We start from the raw sequence: 20,755 nt of genomic DNA on the forward strand, positions 1-20,755 counted from the left end.
TCTGCTGTCTCAGCGGAGGATCGCGGCCCCGCCGTCGACGCCCTTGGCGCCCTGGACGTAGTCGAGCTCCCCGGACAGCGAACCGTCGTCGGAGCGCACCTCACCGAGGATCCACGATCCCGGGCTCGCCGCGAGCACCTCGTCGACGCGATCGGCGGCGGTGACGAGCACCATGCCGACGCCGAGGTTCCACGTCCGTTCGCGGTCCGCGCGCGGCACCCCGCCGAGGTCGCCGAGGACGGTGAAGACCGCAGGGATCTCCCACGAGTCCCGCGACATCGTCGCGACGAGACCGGGCGGCAGCACCCGGGCGATGTTCGCCGACAGGCCTCCGCCGGTGACGTGGGAGACGGCGTGGACGGCACCCGGCAACGCCGTGAAGAGGGCGTTGAGTTCGCCCGTGTAGACGTGCGTGGGCACGAGGAGCTCCTCGCCGAGGCTGCGCGAGAACTCCGGGACCTCCCGGTCCAGGTCCCAGCCCGCCTCGGCGATGATGTGCCTGACGAGGGAGTACCCGTTGGAGTGGATGCCCGAGGACGGCAGCGCGATGAGGACGTCACCGGCCGCGACCTTGTCGGGTCCGAGCAGCTTGTCGGCGTCGACGACGCCCGTGGCGGCCCCGGCGACATCGTAGTCGTCGACGCCGAGGAGGCCCGGGTGCTCCGCGGTCTCGCCGCCGACGAGGGCGACGTCGGCCTGCGCGCACGCCTCGGCGATGCCGCGGACGATGTCGGCGATGCGCTCGGCCACGACCTTGCCGCATGCGATGTAGTCGGTCATGAAGAGCGGCTTCGCCCCGCACACGATGATGTCGTCGACGACCATGCCGACGAGGTCGAAGCCGATCGTGTCGTGCTTGTCGAGCGCCTGGGCGATCGCGACCTTCGTGCCCACACCATCGGTCGACGAGGCGAGCAGCGGACGCTCGTAGTCCTTGAGCACGGAGACGTCGAAGAGTCCCGCGAAGCCGCCGACCCCGCCGATGACGTTGGCGTTGTGGGTCGCGGCGACCGCTGACTTCATGAGCTCGACGGCCCTGTCGCCGGCCTCGACATCGACGCCGGCGGCGGCATAGGTCGTCGTCTTCGCGGTGTCGGTCTCGTCTGGGCTCAACTCAGCATCCTTTGTCGGCGGGGGTGGTGTTGACGGGAATCGGGTACTCGCCGGAGAAGCACGCGGTGCACAGCTGGCTGCGCTCCTGCTTCGTCGCCTCGATCATCCCGTCGAGCGAGATGTAGCCGAGCGAGTCCGCGCCGAGCGAGGTGCAGATTTCCTCGGTGCTCAGGCCGTTGGCGATGAGCTCGGCCCGGGTGGCGAAGTCGATGCCGTAGTAGCACGGCCATTTCACGGGCGGGGAGGAGATGCGGATGTGGATCTCCTTGGCCCCGGCCTCCCGGAGCATCCGCACAAGGGCGCGCTGCGTGTTGCCGCGCACGATCGAGTCGTCGACGACGACGAGGCGCTTGCCCTCGATGTTCTCGCGGATCGGGTTGAGCTTGAGGCGGATGCCGAGCTCCCGCAGCGTCTGCGAGGGCTGGATGAACGTCCGGCCGACGTACGCGTTCTTCATCAGCCCCTGGCCGAAGGGGATGCCCGATTCCTCGGCGTAGCCGACGGCCGCGGGCGTGCCCGATTCCGGGGTGGCGATGACGAGGTCGGCGTCGACGGGGAACTCCTGGGCGAGCTTGCGCCCCATCTCGGTCCGGGCGCCGTGGACGATCTGCCCGTCGAGGACGCTGTCGGGGCGCGCGAGGTAGACGTATTCGAAGACGCAGCGGGCCGGCTTCGCCTCGGCGAAGCGGAACGAGCGCAGCCCGTCCTCGTCGATGGCGATGAGCTCGCCGGGTTCGACGTCGCGCACATGCGAGGCGCCGACGATGTCGAGGGCAGCGGTCTCCGAGGCGACGACCCAGCCGTTGGACAGTCGGCCCAGCGACAGCGGGCGGACCCCTTGCGGATCGCGGGCGGCGTAGAGGGTGTTCTCATCCATGAAGACGAGCGAGAACGCCCCGTCGACCTCGCAGAGCAGCTTGAGCGCGGCATCGGTGAGGTCCTCGCCCGGCTCGGTCGCGAAGAGCTCGGTGACGAGTGAGGTGTCGTTCGAGGAGTCGCGGAAGGCGCGGGTGCGGCTGCGCTTCTTCGTCGCCTCGGCGACGACCTTGTTCGCGTGGTCGCGGCGGGAGTCGGCGAGCTGCTCGAGTTCGTCGAAGTTCGTCAGGTTGCCGTTGTGGGCGAGCGCGACGGTGCCGAACGGGGTGGGGCCGAGCGTCGGCTGCGCGTTCTCGAACGACGGCGATCCCGTCGTCGAGTACCGGGTGTGGCCGACGGCGATGTGGCCCTGGAGGAGTTCGAGATCGCGTTCGTGGAACACCTGCGAGACGAGGCCCATGTCCCGGTAGACGAGGATCTGGCTGCCGTTGCTCGCGGCGATGCCCGCGGACTCCTGCCCGCGGTGCTGGAGGGCGTAGAGCCCGAAGTAGGTGAGTTTGGCGATCTCCTCGCCCGGAGCCCAGACTCCGAATACCCCACAGGCATCCTGCGGTCCGCGGTCCAGGGGGTCGATTTCGTGGGTCAGCTGCCCGTCTCCTCTTGCCACGGAAAGAATTGTCTCACACGCGCGCGAAGGGGCTGACCGCCGCCTCAGGACCCGGTCGTCGGGCGAGTGGAGCCGCCCTGGTCACCGGTGGTGCGCCGGTCGTCGGCAGGGGGTTCGGTGGAGGTCGCGGACGTCGTTTCGGCAGGCGACTCAGGGGTCGCCTCGGCGGGGATCTGCTCACCCCGCATCTCAGCGATCCGCCGCTGGGCGATGACCTTGGGGTCGTCGACGAGGTCGATCTGCGCCTCGACCCGGTACTCGCGGGCCCGCTTGCGCCCTCTCCAGTCGAGGATGAGGGCGACGAGACCGCCGACGAAGAGACCGCCGACGCCGAGGACGACGAGGAGCAGACCCGCACCCTTGGCCACCGTGTACTCGGCGGGGACCTCGCTGGGGTCGATGACCAGGGTGAGCAGTCCCGCGAGGAGGACGCCGGCGATCGCACCGACGGCCATGAATGCCGCGAACTTGGGGCTGCGACGCACCGAGACGTCGATCTGGTCCTTCATGATCTCCTTGGGGCAAGGTCAGTGGTGCCGGGGGAACCGGCGGTTTCGATCGACTCCAGTCTAGACGAGGCCCCGCAGGCCCGCTCCCAGACAATCCCACAGCGACCGCCACTTCCCATAGACTGGCAGGAGGACACGGATGGGCTCTCACACACAGGGGTGGACATGTCACACACGATCATCGTCGGAATCGACGGTTCCGCCAACAGCCGCTGCGCCCTCGACTGGGCGATCGACCATGCCAAGCTCACCGGCGCGCAGCTGCGCCTCGTCGCCGCCTACACCGTGCCCGGCATGAACATGAGCCGCGCCGACATCGTCTACCCGGCCGACTTCGACAACTCCGTCAAGGACTCGACCAGGCAGCTCTGCGAGTCCGCCGCCGAGGTGGCCCGGCAGGCGGGTGTGCCCGTGACGACGATCGTCGCCGTCGGCGACGCCTCGGGAGTCCTCATCGACAGCTCGTCGACGGCCGATCTCGCCGTCGTCGGCGCCCGCGGACACGGCGGATTCTCCGGTCGCCTGCTCGGCTCGGTCGCGCTCGCGATGCCCGCCCACGCTCACAGCCCCACCGTCGTCATCCCGAGCACGTGGCCCGACCGTCCCGCCGCCGATGAGCACCAGCCGATCGACCAGCCCGTGCGCACCTCGCAGGACGGTCCTCGGGTCGATGCCTCGCAGGACTCGAAGGAGCGCCCCGACTTCACCGGTCAGATCGTCGCCGGCGTCGACCCGTTCGACACCGACAGCCCGGTGCTGCGGGAGGCCGCGGTGCAGGCGCAGCTCTACGGCAAGCCGCTCCACATCGTCGGCGTCACCGCCGCGCACATCCTCTCCCCCGAATGGCTGCCGAGCGAAGAGCACCTGACGAAGCTCTACGACGAGGCGGCCGCGGCCGACGAACTCGCCGTGGCGACCCTGCGCGACGAGTTCCCCGACCTCGACATCCGCTGGTCGGTCTTCGACGCCCCGGCCACCGAGGTGCTCGTGTCCGCGTCGCAGACCGCCGACCAGATGATCATCGGCTCCCGGGGGCGCGGCGGCTTCGTCGCGACGCTCCTCGGGTCGACCTCGCAGGGCGTGCTCGCCCATTCGCTCTGCCCGACCCGGGTCGTCCGGGTGGGACGGCGGGCGAAGGCGGACAAGCACGCGAAGGCCGCCCAGGGCTGAGGCCCGGGTTCGGGCCTGTGCCCTCGGCTGAGCTCAGCCGAGGGCGATGCTGTGCTCAGCCGAGGGCGATGAGTCCGATGCCGCCGACGACGATGACGGCGCCGGTGAGCTTCGCGGCGATGTTCCGCTCTCCGAAGAGCCACCAGGCGAGCAGCGTGCCGATGATGATCGAGGTCTCCCGCACGGGCGCGACGAGCGCGACGGGCGCGGACTGCATCGCGTAGAGGACGAGGAGATAGGCCAGGGGTGAGAGCACCGCGACGGTGACGAGCGCCCACCGGTGCTCACCGACGACGGCGCGGAGGTCGGCGCGTCGGGCACGGCCGCCGGGCAGCGTGACGAGACCGGCGCCCATGAGACAAGCGACGACGGCCTCGGAGACGGCGAAGTAGAGCAGCGGCGAGGTCGTCACATGGTTGACGGCGAAGTCGTCCCACAGCGTGTACCCGGCGATGAACGTCCCGATGAGGCCGCCCCACGCGAGGCCGCGAGCCACCCCGCCGGACGCGTGATCCCGACTCGGCAGATGAGCGGGGCCGGGCGGGTGATCCCGGCCCCGCGGGCGCACGGTGACGACGGCGATGCCGGCGAGCACGGTGAGCGCCCCGATGATCTCGACACCCGTCAGCCGCTCCCCGAGGACGGTGACGGCGACGATGATCGTCAGCACCGGCCCGATGCCGCGGGCACTCGGGTAGACGACGCCGAGCGGCGCATGATCGTAGCCTGCCTGCAGCGACACCGAGTATCCGATGTGGAGGAGTGCGCTGAGCAGGGCCGCGGCGAGCAGGCTCCCGTCGATCGACTGCTGCCCGGAGGCGACGAGCCAGATCGCGACCGGGGCGAGGAGAAGCGCACTGAGACCGTGGTAGGCGAGGACGAACGCGTAGCCGCGGCCGGCCACCGTCTTCGCTGCGAGGTTCCACACGGCGTGCGCGACCGCGGCGCCGAGGACGAGCGCGAGGACTCCCGGCGTCATCTGCGCCCGAGTCGCTGAGTGGAGGGCAGGGCTTGAGAGAACAGAGTCATTCAGAGCTTGATGACGACGGTCTTCGTCTGCGTGTACTCATCGAGGGCCTCCATCGACTTCTCGCGACCGTATCCGGACTTCTTGAACCCGCCGAAGGGCAGTTCGACTCCCCCACCGGCCCCGTACGTGTTGACGAAGACCTGCCCGGCCTCCACCTCGGCGGCGAGCCGATGCGCCCGGGACAGACTCTGCGTCCACAGCGCGGAGACGAGCCCGTAGTCGGTCCCGTTGGCCAGCGCCACGGCCTCATCGTCGTCGGCGAAGGTCATCGCGACGACGACGGGGCCGAACACCTCCTGCTGGGCGATCGTCGAGCCGGGGGCGACGTTGTCGACGATCGTCGGGGCGATGAACGCGCCGCCTGCGAGGTCGGCGGCGAGCCCGGTCGGGCGGGAGCCGCCGGTGACGATGCGGGCGGCTCCGATGTCGGAGAGGAAGCCCTCGACGCGCTCCTGCTGCCGGGTCGAGATGAGCGGGCCGAGCATCGGGTCGTCGAGGCCGTGGCCGATCGTCACCTCGGCCATCGCCGCCGCCGTCTTCTCGATGACCTCGGCGTGGATGTCCTGGTGGACGAGGAGGCGGGATCCGGCCGAGCACGTCTGTCCGGCGTTCTGGATGATCGAGCGCACGAGTGAGGGGATCGCCTGGTCGACGTCGGCGTCGGCGAAGACGAGGTTCGCGGACTTGCCGCCGAGTTCGAGGACGGTGGGCACGACCCGGTCCGCGGCGGCGTGGGCGATCTGCGAGCCGACCTGCGTCGACCCGACGAACCCGAGGTGGGCGATGCCGGGATGCTGCGCGAGGGCCGCACCCGCCTCGGCGCCGAGGCCGGTGACGACGTTGAAGGCCCCGGCGGGGAAGCCGACGGAGTGGATGAGCTCGGCCAGCCGCACAGTCGAGCGCGGCGTCTCATCGGCGGGTTTCGCCACCGCGCAGTTGCCGGTGGCGAGGCTCGTCGCCGCGGCCCGGCCGATGAGCTGGAGCGGATAGTTCCACGCGACGATGTGCCCGGTCACCCCATAGGGCTCACGGCGGGTGTATGCGTGCATGTCGTCGCGCAGCGGGATCGTCTGGCCGTGGTAGGCCTCGATCGTGTGCCCGTAGAACTCGAAGTAGCGGGCGCAGACGTCGACGTCCGCGTAGGCCTGGGAGAGCGGTTTGCCCGTGTCCTCGGATTCGATCCGGGCGAGCTCGTCACGGTGGGCGCCGATCGCCGCAGCGGTGGCGACGAGGAGGCGGGAACGCTGCTCGGGACTCGAACGCCGCCACTCCCGCTGGGCCTTCGTCGCCGCCGTCACCGCCCGATCGATCTCCTCGGCCCCGCCCCGGGAGACATCGCCGAGGTGGTCGCCGGTGGCCGGATCGATGTTCGCGTACGTCGTCAGCGAGGGCACATGCCGGCCGCCGATGAACGAGGTCGTCTGGGTGATCTGCGCACTCATCGGGGTCCCTCCAGGTCCGCGGTCGTGAACAGCGGCACGTGGTCGCTGAGGTCCGCGCGCGTGCCCGAGGCGTCGACCGTGCCGGCGGCGAGCGCCTCGGCGAAGCCGACCCGCCCGGTGACGAGGCCGAGCCACACCTCGGCGGAGGTCTCGACGACATTGGGCGGGGTGCCGCGGGTGTGCCGGGGGCCGGGAATGCACTGGGTGACCCCGAAGGGCGGCACGCGGACTTCGACGCTGTTGCCCTCGGCGCGGGAGGCGAGCTCCTCGAGGGTGAAGCGCACCGCGGTCGCCACCGTCGTCCGGTCCGCCGGCGCGCCGTCGGCATCGCTGTGGGCCACCCACATCTCGAGTGCGCGTCGTCCCTGCTCAGGGTCTATTCGTCGTCGAATCGCCATCGTCAGAACCTCGCTCCTTCAGCTGCATCTTCGCTCACCCGCACGGTGCCGACCACGGCTGTCCGCCCCTCGGAATCCGTGCCGCCGGTGACGGGGTCGGTTATCGCCGCCGCCACCTCGGCGAGATCGGCCGCGGGGATGTCGGACAGCGCCCCGACCCGGTCGAGCAGGGTGAGGGCGACGAGGCCCGTGGCCCGGGAGGACCCGTCGAGGCATTTGAGCGCCACGGCGTGACCGTCGCGGGTGGCCATGACGATGACCCCTTCGGCGCCGCCCTTGGCGAAGACGCCGAGGCGGTCGATGACCGTCGTGTTCGGTCGCCCGTGCCCCTCGATCGCCCACGGGTCGGCGAAGACCGCGTCGGTGATCGTCCGGGAGTCCGCGTCGGCACCGGGGCCGACGACCCGGCCGACGGCGCGGGCGAGGCCGGTCAGGCTGAGCGCGAACACGGGCGCCCCGCACCCGTCGACGCCGACCGCTGCCGGGGTCTCACCGGCGAAGTCGGCGACCACCTCGGCGACCCGCTGCTGCACGGGATGGGAGGGGTCGAGGTAGGTCGCGGTGTCGGCGTCCTGGGCGCGGGCGGCCAGCAGGAACGCGGCGTGCTTGCCCGAGCAGTTGAAGTGGACAGGTGAGCGGGGGTCGCCGGCCGCGGCGAGGCTGCGGCGGTAGGCCCCGTCGGCGGGATGGACGGACGGGCACCGGAGGTCGGCGGCACTGAGGTCCGCGGAAGCGAGCATCGCTTCGACGACGGCGACGTGTCCGGCCTCGGAGCGGTGGGAGGCGGTCGCGAGAGCGGCAGACGGACCTGCCAGCTGCGCGCCGAGGGAGAGCGCGGCCCGCGCCTGGAGCGGTTTGAGGCTCGAGCGCGTGAACACCGGGGCTCCCGGGGCGCCCAGGCGGAGGAGTTCGGTGCCGTCGGGGCCGACGACGACGGCGGATCCGCTGTGGCGCGACTCGACGAATCCGCTGCGTTCGACGACGGCGAGGCAGGCCGCCTCAGCGGGTGTGAAGGTGGAGAGACTCACGCACTCAAGCGTACGACCTTATAGGCTGGTCGTGTGAAGGTTCTCGTCATCGGGTCGGGCTCCCGCGAACACGCCCTCGTCCTTGCTCTCAGCCGCGACCCCCAGGTCGACGCCGTCATCGCCGCCCCCGGAAATCCGGGGATCGCGGCCATCGCGCACACCGCGGACGTCGACGCCTCCGATGCCGCCGAGGTGACCGCGCTGGCCGAGCGCCTCGACGTCGATCTCGTCGTCGTCGGACCCGAGGCCCCGCTCGTCGCCGGTGTCGCCGATGCCCTGCGGGAGGCCTCGTTCCCCGTGTTCGGTCCGAGCGCGGCCGCCGCGCACCTCGAGGGGTCGAAGGCGTTCGCGAAGGAGATCATGGAGGCAGCGGGCGTGCCGACGGCCCGGACCGTCGTCGCCTACACCCTCGACGAGGCGGCCGCGGCCCTCGACGACTTCGGTGCCCCCTTCGTCGTCAAGGCCGACGGTCTCGCCGCGGGCAAGGGCGTCGTCGTCACCGACGACCGGGAGGCAGCGCTCGCCCATGCCCGCTCGTGCCTCGAGGTCTCCGACCGCGTCGTCATCGAGGACTACCTCGACGGCCCCGAGGTCTCCCTCTTCGTCCTCTGCGACGGCACCCGGACGGTGCCGCTGGCCCCGGCGCAGGACTTCAAGCGCATCGGCGACGGCGACACCGGACCGAACACCGGCGGCATGGGGGCGTACTCGCCGCTGCCGTGGGCGCCTGCGGGCATGGTCGACGACATCGTCACCACCGTCGCCCAGCCCGTCGTCGACGAGATGGCCCGCCGCGGAACCCCGTTCTCCGGCCTCCTCTACTGCGGTCTCGCGCTGACCTCGAAGGGCCTGCGCGTCGTCGAGTTCAACGTCCGCTTCGGCGACCCCGAGACGCAGTCCGTCCTCGCCCGCCTGAGGACCCCGCTCGGGCAGACGCTGCTCGCCGCCGCCGAGGGCCGCCTCGACGAGGTCGGGGAGCTCGACTGGGATCCGCGCACCTCGGTGACCGTCGTCATGGCCGCCGAGAACTACCCCGACCGGCCGACGACCGGGGACATCATCCGCGGTCTCGACGCCGCCGATGCGCGCGAGGGCATCGACGTCCTTCACGCCGGCACGGCGCTCGCGACGGGACCCGGCGCGGGATACGCGCCGGAGGACACGATCATCACCGAGGACGTCGCCGAGACCGGGGACATCGTCACCGCCGGCGGGCGGGTGCTCTCCGTCGTCGCGCTCGGGACCGACCTCGACGAGGCGCGGGCCCGTGCGTATGCCGCGGTCGACGAGATCTCGTGGGACGGCGAGCAGCACCGCCATGACATCGCCGAGGCGGCCGCCCGGGGGCGGATCGCGCTCGCTCCCGTCTACGGGAGTGCCGCTCCTGCCACGGGCAATGCTCCTGCCGCGGGCCTCGGGACGGACGCCCCGACGCTGCCCGGGTGGACGCACGCGTACTCGGGCAAGGTCCGCGACCTCTACATCCCCGCGGATGCCGCGGACATCGCCTCGGCCGACCGTCTCCTCATGGTCGCCTCCGACCGGATCTCGGCCTACGACTGGGTGCTCGATTCCGAGATCCCCGACAAGGGCCGCGTGCTCACGGGCCTGAGCCTGTGGTGGTTCGACCAGCTCGCCGACGTCATCGGCAACCACGTCATCAGCTCCGACGTCCCCGACGCGGTGCGCGGACGCGGACTCATCGTGAGGAACCTCGCGATGATCCCCGTCGAGGCCGTCGCCCGCGGGTACCTCACCGGCTCCGGGCTCACCGACTACCGGGCGACCGGCGCCGTGTGCGGGGTCGCCCTGCCCGCCGGCCTCGACGAGGCCGACCGGCTCGAACCGGCGATCTTCACCCCGGCGACGAAGGCCGCGCTCGGCGACCACGACGAGAACGTCTCCTTCGACCAGGTCGCCGAGACCATCGGCGAGGAGCAGGCGAGCGCGATCCGCGACCTCACCCTGGAGATCTACCGGCGCGCCGAGATCATCGCCCGGGAACGCGGCATCGTCCTCGCCGACACGAAGTTCGAGTTCGGAACCCTGTCCGACGGCACGATCGTCCTCGCCGACGAAGTGCTCACCCCCGACTCCTCGCGCTTCTGGGACGCCGACAGCTACGCCCCGGGCACCGCGCAGGCGAGCTTCGACAAGCAGTTCGTCCGCGACTGGCTGACGACGGAGTCCGGCTGGGACAGGGCGTCGGACACTCCCCCGCCGGCCCTGCCCGCCGAGGTCGTCGAGAAGACCCGCGCACGCTACATCGAGGCCTTCGAGACGCTCACGGGCGAGACCTTCCCCGCCTGAGCGAGGAGACCCGCCCGACTTCAGGACGCAGAGTGTCGACGACGCACGCCGTCGTCGACACTCTGCGTCCTGAAGTCTGTTGAGAGCAGCCGCGGCGGCCCCGCCGGCCCGCGCGGCGCCGGGCCGTGCCGCGCTCCCGCGATGCCACTGGTTTCGCAGGTGTTCCATGCGGACCATCACCGTTCACAGCGGGCCCCTTGTCTCGAACAACGGATCTAGTAGACCTCACCATCGAAATCCGTTACAGTGATCGGCAACAGTGATCCGTGCCACACGTTCCGTCGGCACCGGGTCGACACGCACAAGGCGGGAATCGATATGCATGCACTACTGGAACGGCGAACACCACGAGGGACGCGGAGCACCGTTCACCCTCACCAACCCCGCCACCGGTGAGGCGACCGGCGAGTACGCACTCGCCGACGCCGCCGATGTCCGCGACGCCGTCGCCGCGGCGAAGGCCGCCTACCCCGGCTTCAAGGCACTGACCCCCGGCGAGCGCGCCGACCTCCTGCTGCGCCTCGCCGACGAACTCGAGAAGCGCAGCGACGAGCTCGCCGCGCTCGAATCGCAGCAGACCGGCAAGTCGATCCGACTCGCCACCGAATTCGACGTCCCCGGCTCGATCGACAACGCCCGCTTCTTCGCCGGGGCCGCCCGGGCGCTGACGGGGCTGTCGGCGGGCACGTACTGGGAGCAGTCGACGTCGATGATCCGCCGCGAACCCCTCGGCGTCATCGGCTCGATCGCCCCGTGGAACTACCCGCTGCAGATGGCGGCATGGAAGATCCTGCCCGCCGTGGCGGCGGGCAACACGATCGTGCTCAAGACCTCGGAGATGACGCCGGGAACCTCGCTCATCCTCGCCGAGGCGGCCACCGCAGCGGGCTTCCCGCCCGGGGTCATCAACGTCATCGCCGGTGACGGCCGGGAGGCCGGCGAAACCCTCGTCACCCACCCCGACGTCGTCATGAGCTCCTTCACCGGCTCGACACCGGTCGGCAGGCGGATCATGGAGCTCGCCGCCGCCAAGGGCAGCCGCGTCCACCTCGAGCTCGGCGGCAAGGCCCCGCTCGTCGTCTTCGCCGATGCCGACATCGAAGCCGCCGCCCGCGGCGCCGTCGCCGGCTCGCTCATCAACTCCGGGCAGGACTGCACCGCCGCGACCCGGGCGATCGTCGCCGCCGAGCACTTCCAGGCGTTCACCGACCGGGTCGCCGAGCTCATGGGCGGCGTCCGCCTCGGCGATCCCGCCGACCCGGCCACGGACATGGGCTCGCTCATCTCACTCCCCCACCGCGACCGCGTCGCCGCCATGGTCGCCCGCGCCGCGGACGCCGGGGCGACGATCCGCACCGGCGGGACGATCCCGACGACGAACCGCCTCGGCGAGGATCTGCCGGGCACCCCGGAGACGACCGCGTACTACGCACCGACGCTCATCACCGGGATCGACACCGACGCCGAGGTGTGGCGCGACGAGATCTTCGGACCCGTGCTCGTCGCGGTCCCTTTCGACACCGACGACGAGGCGATCGCGCTGGCCAACGACACCCCGTACGGGCTCGCGGCGAGCGCGTGGACGCGGTCGACGAACCGCACCCTGCGGGCGGCCGCGGACATCGAGGCCGGCTGCGTGTGGATCAACGAGCACATCCCCATCGTCTCCGACATGCCCCACGGCGGGTACAAGGCCTCGGGGTTCGGCAAGGACATGAGCCAGTACTCGTTCGACGAGTACACGCAGATCAAACACGTCTTCATCGACCAGCATGAGGACCCGCATCACGCGTGGCAGGACACGATCTTCACGACGTGATGGACACCCGGGCCCCGGCAGCCGATCCTGCCCGCCCGGATTCCCAGCACCCCCTCATACCCCACCACCTCGCGCCGCCATGGGCGTGCGCGGATCACAGCGACAGAGCAGTCGGGAGGACACATGGACGTTGACATCCTCGATGTCACGATCTTCGACGGACACGACATCGTGCCCGGGAATCGGGTGAGCATCCGCGGCGGAACGATCAGCGAGATCGGCACCGGACCGGCCGATAGCCCCGCGGCGGAGACGATCGACGGGGCCGGAGGCCTGCTCACCCCCGGGTTCGTCGACGCCCACGTCCACACGTCCGGCGGCGGCCTCGAATCGCTGACGTGTGATCTCAGCGACGCCGTCGGCGTCGACGCGGTGCGGGCGCGGATCGCCGCGCACCTGGAGACGACGGAGGGCTGGCTCACCGGCGGCGGCTGGTCGATGGCCGACTTCCCCGGCGGGGCGCCCCGCGCGGACCTCCTCGACGAGCTCAGCCCCGACCGTCCGATCATGCTCGTCAGCGCCGACCACCACTCGGCGTGGGTGAACTCGGCGGCGATGGCGCTCGCCGGCCTCGACGCGGACACGCCGACCCCGGCCGGCGGGGTCATCGAGAAGGACGACGACGGCACACCCACCGGCTGCCTCCACGAATCGGCGATGGACATCGTCGGCGCCCACCTGCCCGTCCCCACCGACGCCGAGATGCGGGCGGGGCTGCTCGCCGGGCAGGCGGAGCTCCTCGCACTCGGCATCACCGGCTGGATGGACGCGATCATCGGCGACTACTCCGGGCACCGCGACGCCTTCGACACGTACGTGCGCGCCGTCGACGCCGGCGAACTCGCCGCCGAGGTCGTCGGCAGCCTGTGGTGGCCCCGCGACGTCACCGACGTCGACGCCCAGGTCGCGACGTTCCTCGAGCGCAAGCGCACCGCCGGGGCGTTCCGGACGCATTCGGTGAAGTTCATGCTCGACGGCATCGTCGAGTCCCGGACCGCGGCGATGAGCGCTGAGTACACGTGCGCGTGCGGCGGCTTCGGGACGTCGTACTTCACCCGCGACCACCTCCACGCGGCGTTCGCCGCCCTCGACGCCGCCGGCTTCGACATCCACTGCCATGCCATCGGCGACGCCGCGGTGACCGCGGCCCTCGACGCCTTCGCCGCCGTCGCCGGCTCGGATGCCGGGCTCCGACCCGACGCCCGACACCACATCGCCCACGTCCAGGTCGTCGACCCCGCCGATGTGCCGCGCTTCGCCGAACTCGGGATCACCGCGAACCTCCAGGCCCTGTGGGCGTGCCGGGATCAGCAGATGATCGACCTCAACATCCCGTGCCTCGGTGAGGAGCGGGCGGCGTGGCAGTACCCGTTCCGGTCCTTCGCCGAGGCGGGCACCCACCTCGCGATGGGATCCGACTGGCCGGTCTCCACTCCCGATCCGTGGCAGGCCGTCCACGTCGCCGTCAACCGCTCCCACCCGGAGGAGGCCGACCCCGCACCGCTCGGACCCGACCAGGCCATCGACGTGCTCACCGCCCTGCGGGCCTACACCGCAGGCTCCGCGCACCTGCTGCGCGCCGAGCACAACGGCCGCATCCGCCTCGGCGAGCCCGCGAACCTCGCGCTCGCGAGTGCGGACCCGTTCGCCCTCGACCCCGCCGACCTCCACACCGTCACCAACCGGCTGACCGTCTCCGGCGGCCGGATCGTCCACCGGGCGTGACCCAGCACCCTCTGCGAAACCCTCTGCGAAACCCTCTGCGAAAGGCAGCCATGACCACAGAAGAACGATCCGGGGATCTCGAGATCCGCGGAGTGAAGAAGGACTTCGGCGGCGTGACCGCGATCGAGAAGCTCGATCTCACGGTCCGCGAAGGCGAGTTCCTCTCCCTCCTCGGGCCCTCGGGCTGCGGGAAGACGACGCTGCTGCGGATGATCGCCGGCTTCGAGTACCCGACCGCTGGCCAGATCCTCCTCGGCGGCACCGACCTCGTCGGCCGTCCGCCCCACAAGCGGCCGGTCAACACGGTGTTCCAGTCCTACCTGCTCTTCCCGCACATGAACATCGCCGACAACATCGCCTACGGGCTCAAACAGTCGAAGACCCCGAAGGCCGAGATCGCCGACCGGGTCCGCGAGGTCCTCTCGCTGGTGCGCATGGAGGAGTTCGCCGGGCGCAAGCCCGAACAGCTCTCCGGCGGCCAGCAGCAGCGCATCGCCCTGGCCCGGGCGCTCGTCAACCGGCCCAAGGTGCTCCTCCTCGATGAGCCGATGTCCGCCCTCGACCGGAAGCTGCGCGAGGAGATGCAGCTCGAGCTCAAGCGCCTCCACGCGGGACTCGGCACGACCTTCGTCTTCGTCACCCACGACCAGGAGGAGGCGCTGGCGATGAGCGACCGGATCGTCGTCATGTACGACGGCGTCGTCCAGCAGGTGGGCTCCGGGGAGGAGATCTACGCGGCCCCGAACAACGGCTTCGTCGCCGGGTTCATCGGCAAGCAGAACTTCGTTCCCGTCACCGTCGCCGAGGTGGGGCCCGGTCATGCGGATCTGCGCAGTGAGAACGCGGTCCTGCGCACCTCGGCGCTGGCCCAGCGGCCCGCGACGGCGGGCACCGCGACCGCTGAGACGACGGCTCCCCTGACGACGGGAATGACCGTGCGCGCGGCGATCCGGCCCGAGCGGCTGCGCGTCTCCGCGGTCGACCCGAGTGCGGGGACCCGCCCGAACACGGCGGTCGCGACCGTCATCTCGACGTCCTACCTCGGCGATGTCCTCCAGTACATGGTCAAGGCCGGGTCGAATGATGAGCTCCTCGCCCGGGTGCCGGCGTCGGGGGCGACGATCTTCGATCACGGCGACGAGGTGGCCCTGTCGTGGGACGAGGATGCCGTGGCGGTGTTCGCCGATGAGTGAGCAGCAGCCCGTCTCCGTCCTCGCCCCACCGGCCGCCGCCCGGCGCATCACCCGCCGGGCAGCGCTCGCGGGCATCGGCGTCATCGGCCTCGGGGCGCTCTCCGCCTGCGGCAGCTCCACGGGCATGGCCGCCTCCCCGCCCACCGACGGGGAGCTCGAGGACAAGCTCAACCTCTACACGTGGGGCGACTACGACTCCCCCGACCTGCTCTCGAGATTCCGCGACGACTTCGACGTCCTCCTCCAGGTCGACTCGTACGGGTCGAACGAGGAGCTCATCGCGAAGCTCTCCTCGAGCCGCGGGACCTCCGGCTACGACGTCGTCGTCCCCACCGGTTCGCAGCTCTCCCGGTTCACCAGCCACGATCTCCTCCAACCGCTCGACCTCTCCCTCATCCCGAACTTCCAGACGATGGACCCGAACTTCATCCACCAGGACGTCGACCCGAACAACGAGTTCACGATCTGCAAGGCGTGGGGCACGACCGGGTACGCGTACCGCACCGACGTCATCACCCGGGAGATGACGTCGTGGCAGGACTTCATCGACGCCGCCCAGAACGAGGCCTCGGGCAAGACCTCGCTCCTCGACGATGCGCTCGAGGTCTCCTCGATCGGTCTGACGAGCCTGGGCTACAGCATCAACACGACGAACGAACAGGAGATCGCCGAGGCGCGAGCGATCATCGTCGACCAGGTCGCCCCGCATGTGCGGGCGTACTTCGGCAGCGCCTCGACGGGCATCATCCAGGGCAGCTTCACGCTCATGCACTCCTACAACGGCGACGCCCGGCAGGGCTTCGGCGAGGTCGAGGATCCCGAGAACTGGAAGTTCGTCTTCCCGACTCCCTCGGCGAACCTCTGGATGGACACGTGGGCGATCGCGACGGGGGCACCACATCCCGACGCGGCACATGCGTTCATCAACTTCATGATCGATCCCGCCAATTCGCTCGAGCAGATCGAGTACATCGGCTACCCGATCGGCGTGCAGGGCTCCGAGGAGAAGGCGAAGGAAGCCGGTGTCGAAGGCCTCGACATGATCTTCCCGCCGCAGGAGGTCCTCGACCGGCTCGAGGCCGGGGTCTTCAACGACAAGATCCAGCTGCTCGTCGACACACTCACCGAGGCCAAGAGGAGGTCGGGAGCATGATCCCGCTGCGCAACAGAATCTTCGGGGCGGCGGCCCTGTCGTTCCCGACCTGGGCCTACGTCGTCTTCTTCTTCGTCATCCCGGTGGCGATGGTGATCTTCTTCAGCTTCGGGTACAAACCCGACATCTACACCGCGGTCTCGCTCGATGAGCTCAGCTTCGACCGCTTCCCCGAGGCGCTCACCCCGGCGTTCATCTCGACGTTCCTCGCCACCCTGCGGATCTCCCTGCTCGGGACGTTCCTCTGCCTCATCATCGCCCTGCCGTTCGCCTACTGGATCGCGGTGAAGATCGCCCCGGCCCACCGGGGGCTGGCTCTCGCCCTCGTCATGGTGCCGTTCTGGACGAACTTCCTCGTGCGCACCCTGGGCTGGCAGATCATCCTCTCCCCCAACGGGTTCGTCTCCGAGGGGCTGATGAGCCTCGGCCTCACCGAGGACCGGCTCGACATCCTCTACACCCATGCCGCGGTGCAGATCGGCGTCGTCTACAACTACCTGCCGCTGATGATCCTGCCCCTCTTCGTCGCGATCGACCGGTCGGGCCAGAAGCTGCGGGAAGCCAGCTACGACCTCGGCGCGGGCAAGGTGAAGACGTTCCTCCGGGTCACCCTGCCGATGGCGATGCCGGGCGTGATCTCCGGCTGCCTGCTCGTCTTCATCCCGCTCAACGGCGACTACGTCACTGCGACGGTCCTCGGCGGGGCGAGCGGATCGATGGTCGGGCAGCTCATCGCCGAGCAGTTCAACGCCGCTCAGGACTGGGCGCTCGGGGCGGCCATGGCGGTCATCCTCATCATCTCCACGCTCATCGTCGTCGGCGTCGGCTTCGCGATCCTCAAGGTCGGGCAGCTCATCGCGGCGCGCACGAACAGCGTTCCGCTGACCAACGGGAAGGCATGACCATGGCGTTCACAGCACATCGACCGCTCACCGACCGGCTGCTCACGATCTGGGGCGTCCTCGTCTTCATCTACCTCTTCCTGCCGATCATCGTCATCGTCGCGTACTCGTTCAACAACGGCACGGTGCTCGCGAACTTCGACGAGTTCGGCTTCCGCGCCTACACCTCGGGCCTGAGCAACGACACGATCGTCAACTCGGTGATCACGAGCCTCCAGGCGGCCGTCGGCTCGTCGCTCGTCGCCACGTTCTTCGGCACCCTCGGCGGGGTCGCCCTGGCCCGGGCGAAGAGCGGCGTGTGGTGGGCCGTCGGCCTCACCGTTGTCCTCGGCATCACGCTCTTCACCCCGGAGATCGTCGACGGCATCGCGTTCCTGCCGTGGTTCGTCACCCTCGGCGTCGACTGGGGCCTCACCCCGTTCAACTCCGGCATGGTCCGCCTCATCATCTCCCATGCGATGTTCTCGATGGCCGTCGTCACGTTCATCGTGCGGGCGCGGCTGGCGGGGATGAACCGGCAGCTCGAGGAGGCCTCGGCGGATCTCGGGGCGACCTCGTGGGCGACGTTCCGTTCGGTCACCCTGCCGATCGCGGCCCCCGGCATCTTCGCCGGCGCCCTCATGGCGTTCACGCTCAGCCTCGACAACACGATCCTCTCGAGCTTCGTGCAGCTGCCGGGCTCGACGCCGTGGCCGGTCTACATCTTCTCCGCCGTCAAGGTGGCCCTGCGCCCCGAGGTGGCGGCGATCTCGACGCTGATGTTCGTCCTCACGCTCATCGCCCTGGCGATCTGCGCGCTCGCGCTGCGCCGGTCCGGCGGCAGTTCGACGGAGATCATCAAGACCATGGCAGGATGAGCGCCGAGGCGGTGCGCATCCCCACCAGCGACCATCATTCCAGCACCACCAGTGCCGTTCGGCGGACCGACCGTCGGCAGGCAGAAGCGATGCCGCAAGGCAGAAAGCGAAGTGACATGGACGTCAAAGCCGCATTGGCCGACGCCTCCACCGTTCCGTTCTGGCTCGACACCGACGCCCGGCCGCAGCCGCTGCCGCCGCTGGCACGGGACCTCGAGGCCGATCTCGTCGTCGTCGGCGGCGGGTTCACCGGGCTGTGGACGGCCCTCCAGGCGAAGGAGCGCGACCCCGACCGGCACGTCGTCCTCCTCGAGGCGAACACCGTCGGCTGGGCGGCCTCAGGCCGCAACGGCGGGTTCTGCGCAGCCAGCCTCACCCACGGCTACGACAACGGCGAGTCGCACCTGCCGGCGGAGAACGAGCGCCTGGCAGCCCTCGGCCGGGAGAACCTCGACGCGATCGAGGCCGCCGTCTCCCGCTACGGCATGGACTGCGAGTTCGAACGCACCGGCGAACTCGACGTCGCGACCGAGGACTACCAGGTCCCCGGCCTGCGGGAGGCCCACGACCCCGATGCCGGGTTCGTCTTCCTCACCCAGGAGGAGCTCGCGACGATCGTGAAGTCCCCGACGTACAAGGGCGCGCTGTGGGACTCGCGGGAGGTCGCGATGCTCAACCCGGCGAAGCTGTGCTGGGAGCTGCTGCGCGTCATCCGGGACCTCGGCGTCGAGGTCTACGAGGGCACGAAGGTCACCGACGTCAGCGACCGGAAGCAGACGGTCGCGGTGACCACCGAACCGGTCTCCGGTGCCGCCACGGCGGCCGGAGCGGCGACGATCACGGCGCAGCGGGTGGCGCTGGCGACGAACGTCTTCCCCTCCCTCCTCAAGCGAGCGAGCCTCCACACCGTGCCCGTCTACGACTATGCGCTGATGACCGAACCGCTCAGCGACGACCAGATGGCGGCGATCGGCTGGGAGGGCCGGCAGGGCATCGGCGACTGCGCGAACCGCTTCCACTATTACCGGCTCACGGCCGACAACCGCATCCTCTTCGGCGGCTGGGACGCCGTCTACCACTACGGGCGGCAGGTGTCGTGGAAGTACGACCAGAACCGGGAGACCTTCGAAACCCTCGCCCGGCACTTCTTCGAGACGTTCCCGCAGCTGGCGGACGTGAAGTTCACCCACAAGTGGGGTGGGGCCATCGACACGTGCTCCCGGTTCTTCGCGTTCTTCGTCACCGCCTACGACCGGAAGGTCGCGATGGCGGCCGGGTTCACCGGCCTCGGCGTCGGTGCCTCCCGGTTCGCCGGCACCGTCATGCTCGACCTGCTCTCCGGTGAGGAGACCGAGCTGACGCAGCTGGAGATGGTGCGCAGGCGGCCGCTGCCGTTCCCGCCCGAACCGGTGGCGTGGCTCGGCATCAGGATGACGACGAACGCTCTCATCAAGGCCGATGAGAACCAGGGCAGGCGCGGCCCGCTGCTCAAGGTCCTCGACGCCGTCGGCATGGGCTTCGACTCCTGAGCCTCCCCGCGGGGCTCCTCTGCGCGCTTGATAGACTTCTGCCGAGCGCGGGAGGAGCTCCCGCGCCCCGTTGTGAAGGAGTCAAACACGCATGGCACGTGTCGTCGTTGAAGTGATGCCCAAGCCCGAGATCCTCGACCCGCAGGGCAAAGCGATCTCCGGTGGTCTCGCTCGACTGGGGTTCCCCGGTTTCGGTGAGGTCAGGCAGGGCAAGCGCTTCGAACTCGAGGTCGAGGGAGAAGCCACCGACGAGGTGCTCGCCCAGGCGCGCGAAGCCGCCGAGACTCTCCTGTCGAACCCCGTCATCGAGAACGTCGTCGCCGTCCGCGTCGCCGAGGACGCCTGATGACGGCCACCGCCGCGACCGACTCCGCGACGGCCTCGGCGTCCGGTCCGAGGATCGGCGTCGTCACGTTCCCCGGCACCCTCGATGACCGGGACGCAGCGCGCGCGGTCACCCTCGCGGGCGCCTCGGCGGTCAATCTCTGGCACGCCGACTCGACGCTCTCCGGCGTCGATGCAGTCATCCTGCCCGGCGGGTTCTCCTACGGGGACTACCTGCGGGCCGGAGCGATCGCCCGCTTCGCCCCGATCATGGACGCCGTCGTCGCGGCCGCGAACGCCGGCATGCCGGTGCTCGGCATCTGCAACGGCTTCCAGGTCCTCTGCGAGTCCCATCTTCTGCCCGGTGCGCTCATCCGCAACGAGGAGCAGCACTTCGTCTGCCGCGACCAGGATCTCCTCGTCGAGAACGCGGACACCGCGTGGACCGGCGACTACGAGCAGGGCCAGACGATCACGATCCCGCTGAAGAACGGCGAGGGCGGCTACGTCGCCACCGACGAGGTGCTCGACGAGCTCGAGGCGACCGGTCGCGTCGTCTTCCGCTACCAGGGCCTCAACCCCAACGGCTCGCTGCGCGACATCGCCGGCATCACGAACGAAGCGGGCAACGTCGTCGGACTCATGCCCCATCCCGAGCACGCGGTCGAGGCCGGCTACGGCCCCGCGAGCACCGGCGTCGACGGGCAGGGGTTCTTCTCGTCCGCCGTGCGCACTCTGCTCGCGTCCCGCTGAGCGCAGACACGCGAATC

At 70.1% G+C, this 20,755-nt stretch carries 18 protein-coding genes; 11 read left to right on the forward strand and 7 right to left on the reverse strand.

What is annotated here, in order from left to right:
* Positions 1-9: 9 nt before the first annotated feature.
* Genes purM through J9315_RS14605 form a run of 3 tightly spaced genes read right to left on the reverse strand, consistent with a single transcriptional unit; the run spans position 10 to position 3,105 of the window.
* The gene (purM, locus tag J9315_RS14595; RefSeq protein ID WP_211978155.1) at positions 10-1,113 is read right to left on the reverse strand and encodes a phosphoribosylformylglycinamidine cyclo-ligase; all 1,104 of its coding nucleotides are present in this window, start codon (positions 1,111-1,113) and stop codon (positions 10-12) included.
* Between the two features lies 1 nt (position 1,114).
* On the reverse strand, positions 1,115-2,596 hold the full coding sequence (gene purF / locus J9315_RS14600; protein WP_211978156.1) for an amidophosphoribosyltransferase: 1,482 nt from the start codon (positions 2,594-2,596) through the stop codon (positions 1,115-1,117).
* Positions 2,597-2,640: 44 nt separating this feature from the next.
* Positions 2,641-3,105, reverse strand: coding sequence for a hypothetical protein (locus J9315_RS14605; protein WP_211978157.1), 465 nt, complete (start codon positions 3,103-3,105; stop codon positions 2,641-2,643).
* Between the two features lie 165 nt (positions 3,106-3,270).
* On the opposite strand from J9315_RS14605, the gene J9315_RS14610 reads away from it, so the two are divergent.
* The gene (locus J9315_RS14610) at positions 3,271-4,275 is read left to right on the forward strand and encodes a universal stress protein (protein WP_198500521.1); all 1,005 of its coding nucleotides are present in this window, start codon (positions 3,271-3,273) and stop codon (positions 4,273-4,275) included.
* Positions 4,276-4,330: 55 nt separating this feature from the next.
* On the opposite strand, the gene J9315_RS14615 is transcribed toward J9315_RS14610, so the two are convergent.
* Genes J9315_RS14615 through J9315_RS14630 form a run of 4 tightly spaced genes read right to left on the reverse strand, consistent with a single transcriptional unit; the run spans position 4,331 to position 8,173 of the window.
* Positions 4,331-5,254 (reverse strand): EamA family transporter, encoded by a 924-nt coding sequence (locus tag J9315_RS14615; RefSeq protein WP_211978158.1) that lies wholly within the window; start codon positions 5,252-5,254, stop codon positions 4,331-4,333.
* 50 nt (positions 5,255-5,304) lie between these two features.
* Positions 5,305-6,747: an aldehyde dehydrogenase family protein gene (locus tag J9315_RS14620; RefSeq protein WP_211978159.1), complete on the reverse strand. Its 1,443-nt coding sequence runs from the start codon at positions 6,745-6,747 to the stop codon at positions 5,305-5,307.
* Positions 6,744-7,145 carry a sterol carrier family protein gene (locus tag J9315_RS14625; RefSeq protein WP_198500518.1) on the reverse strand — a complete coding sequence of 134 codons (402 nt, stop codon included), beginning with the start codon at positions 7,143-7,145 and terminating at the stop codon, positions 6,744-6,746. The genes J9315_RS14620 and J9315_RS14625 overlap by 4 nt, the downstream gene beginning before the upstream one ends.
* Positions 7,146-7,147: 2 nt before the next feature.
* Entirely contained in the window at positions 7,148-8,173 is a 1,026-nt protein-coding gene (locus J9315_RS14630) for an asparaginase (RefSeq protein ID WP_211978160.1), read from the reverse strand.
* Between the two features lie 33 nt (positions 8,174-8,206).
* Here J9315_RS14630 and purD point away from each other — a divergent pair, with 33 nt between their 5' ends.
* The 10 genes from purD (at position 8,207) to purQ (ending at position 20,738) form a co-directional block, all read left to right on the forward strand.
* The gene (gene purD, locus J9315_RS14635) at positions 8,207-10,483 is read left to right on the forward strand and encodes a phosphoribosylamine--glycine ligase (protein WP_211978161.1); all 2,277 of its coding nucleotides are present in this window, start codon (positions 8,207-8,209) and stop codon (positions 10,481-10,483) included.
* A 322-nt stretch (positions 10,484-10,805) separates the two neighbouring features.
* Positions 10,806-12,302 (forward strand): aminobutyraldehyde dehydrogenase, encoded by a 1,497-nt coding sequence (locus J9315_RS14640; RefSeq protein WP_211978162.1) that lies wholly within the window; start codon positions 10,806-10,808, stop codon positions 12,300-12,302.
* A 123-nt stretch (positions 12,303-12,425) separates the two neighbouring features.
* A complete protein-coding gene (locus tag J9315_RS14645) occupies positions 12,426-14,027 on the forward strand; it encodes an amidohydrolase (RefSeq protein ID WP_211978163.1) in 1,602 nt (533 codons plus the stop codon).
* 50 nt (positions 14,028-14,077) lie between these two features.
* The gene (locus J9315_RS14650; protein WP_211978164.1) at positions 14,078-15,220 is read left to right on the forward strand and encodes an ABC transporter ATP-binding protein; all 1,143 of its coding nucleotides are present in this window, start codon (positions 14,078-14,080) and stop codon (positions 15,218-15,220) included.
* The gene (locus J9315_RS14655; RefSeq protein WP_211978165.1) at positions 15,213-16,373 is read left to right on the forward strand and encodes a spermidine/putrescine ABC transporter substrate-binding protein; all 1,161 of its coding nucleotides are present in this window, start codon (positions 15,213-15,215) and stop codon (positions 16,371-16,373) included. Before J9315_RS14650 ends, J9315_RS14655 begins: the two co-directional genes overlap by 8 nt.
* Positions 16,370-17,275 carry an ABC transporter permease gene (locus J9315_RS14660; RefSeq protein ID WP_211978166.1) on the forward strand — a complete coding sequence of 302 codons (906 nt, stop codon included), beginning with the start codon at positions 16,370-16,372 and terminating at the stop codon, positions 17,273-17,275. Before J9315_RS14655 ends, J9315_RS14660 begins: the two co-directional genes overlap by 4 nt.
* 2 nt (positions 17,276-17,277) lie before the next feature.
* The gene (locus tag J9315_RS14665) at positions 17,278-18,132 is read left to right on the forward strand and encodes an ABC transporter permease (protein ID WP_232623832.1); all 855 of its coding nucleotides are present in this window, start codon (positions 17,278-17,280) and stop codon (positions 18,130-18,132) included.
* Positions 18,133-18,248: 116 nt separating this feature from the next.
* Positions 18,249-19,661, forward strand: coding sequence for an FAD-dependent oxidoreductase (locus J9315_RS14670; RefSeq protein ID WP_211978167.1), 1,413 nt, complete (start codon positions 18,249-18,251; stop codon positions 19,659-19,661).
* A gap of 91 nt (positions 19,662-19,752) precedes the next feature.
* Complete coding sequence (gene purS / locus J9315_RS14675) at positions 19,753-20,007, forward strand: phosphoribosylformylglycinamidine synthase subunit PurS (RefSeq protein WP_137826828.1); 255 nt, start codon at positions 19,753-19,755, stop codon at positions 20,005-20,007.
* Entirely contained in the window at positions 20,007-20,738 is a 732-nt protein-coding gene (gene purQ / locus J9315_RS14680; protein WP_211978168.1) for a phosphoribosylformylglycinamidine synthase subunit PurQ, read from the forward strand. Before purS ends, purQ begins: the two co-directional genes overlap by 1 nt.
* The last annotated feature ends 17 nt before the right edge of the window (positions 20,739-20,755 follow it).

It is taken from the genome of Brevibacterium sp. W7.2 (genome assembly GCF_018137945.1).
Taxonomy (GTDB): Bacteria; Actinomycetota; Actinomycetes; order Actinomycetales; family Brevibacteriaceae; genus Brevibacterium; species Brevibacterium sanguinis.

Excerpts from the sequence above, each read along its gene's own strand:
- J9315_RS14605 (WP_211978157.1), bottom strand. The coding sequence starts at position 3,105 with ATGAAGGACCAGATCGACGTCTCGGTGCGTCGCAGCCCCAAGTTCGCG.
- J9315_RS14610 (WP_198500521.1), top strand. The coding sequence starts at position 3,271 with ATGTCACACACGATCATCGTCGGAATCGACGGTTCCGCCAACAGCCGC.
- J9315_RS14615 (WP_211978158.1), bottom strand. The coding sequence starts at position 5,254 with ATGACGCCGGGAGTCCTCGCGCTCGTCCTCGGCGCCGCGGTCGCGCAC.
- J9315_RS14620 (WP_211978159.1), bottom strand. The coding sequence starts at position 6,747 with ATGAGTGCGCAGATCACCCAGACGACCTCGTTCATCGGCGGCCGGCAT.
- J9315_RS14625 (WP_198500518.1), bottom strand. The coding sequence starts at position 7,145 with ATGGCGATTCGACGACGAATAGACCCTGAGCAGGGACGACGCGCACTC.
- J9315_RS14640 (WP_211978162.1), top strand. The coding sequence starts at position 10,806 with ATGCACTACTGGAACGGCGAACACCACGAGGGACGCGGAGCACCGTTC.
- J9315_RS14645 (WP_211978163.1), top strand. The coding sequence starts at position 12,426 with ATGGACGTTGACATCCTCGATGTCACGATCTTCGACGGACACGACATC.
- J9315_RS14650 (WP_211978164.1), top strand. The coding sequence starts at position 14,078 with ATGACCACAGAAGAACGATCCGGGGATCTCGAGATCCGCGGAGTGAAG.
- J9315_RS14655 (WP_211978165.1), top strand. The coding sequence starts at position 15,213 with ATGAGTGAGCAGCAGCCCGTCTCCGTCCTCGCCCCACCGGCCGCCGCC.
- J9315_RS14660 (WP_211978166.1), top strand. The coding sequence starts at position 16,370 with ATGATCCCGCTGCGCAACAGAATCTTCGGGGCGGCGGCCCTGTCGTTC.
- J9315_RS14665 (WP_232623832.1), top strand. The coding sequence starts at position 17,278 with ATGGCGTTCACAGCACATCGACCGCTCACCGACCGGCTGCTCACGATC.
- J9315_RS14670 (WP_211978167.1), top strand. The coding sequence starts at position 18,249 with ATGGACGTCAAAGCCGCATTGGCCGACGCCTCCACCGTTCCGTTCTGG.
- purS (WP_137826828.1), top strand. The coding sequence starts at position 19,753 with ATGGCACGTGTCGTCGTTGAAGTGATGCCCAAGCCCGAGATCCTCGAC.
- purQ (WP_211978168.1), top strand. The coding sequence starts at position 20,007 with ATGACGGCCACCGCCGCGACCGACTCCGCGACGGCCTCGGCGTCCGGT.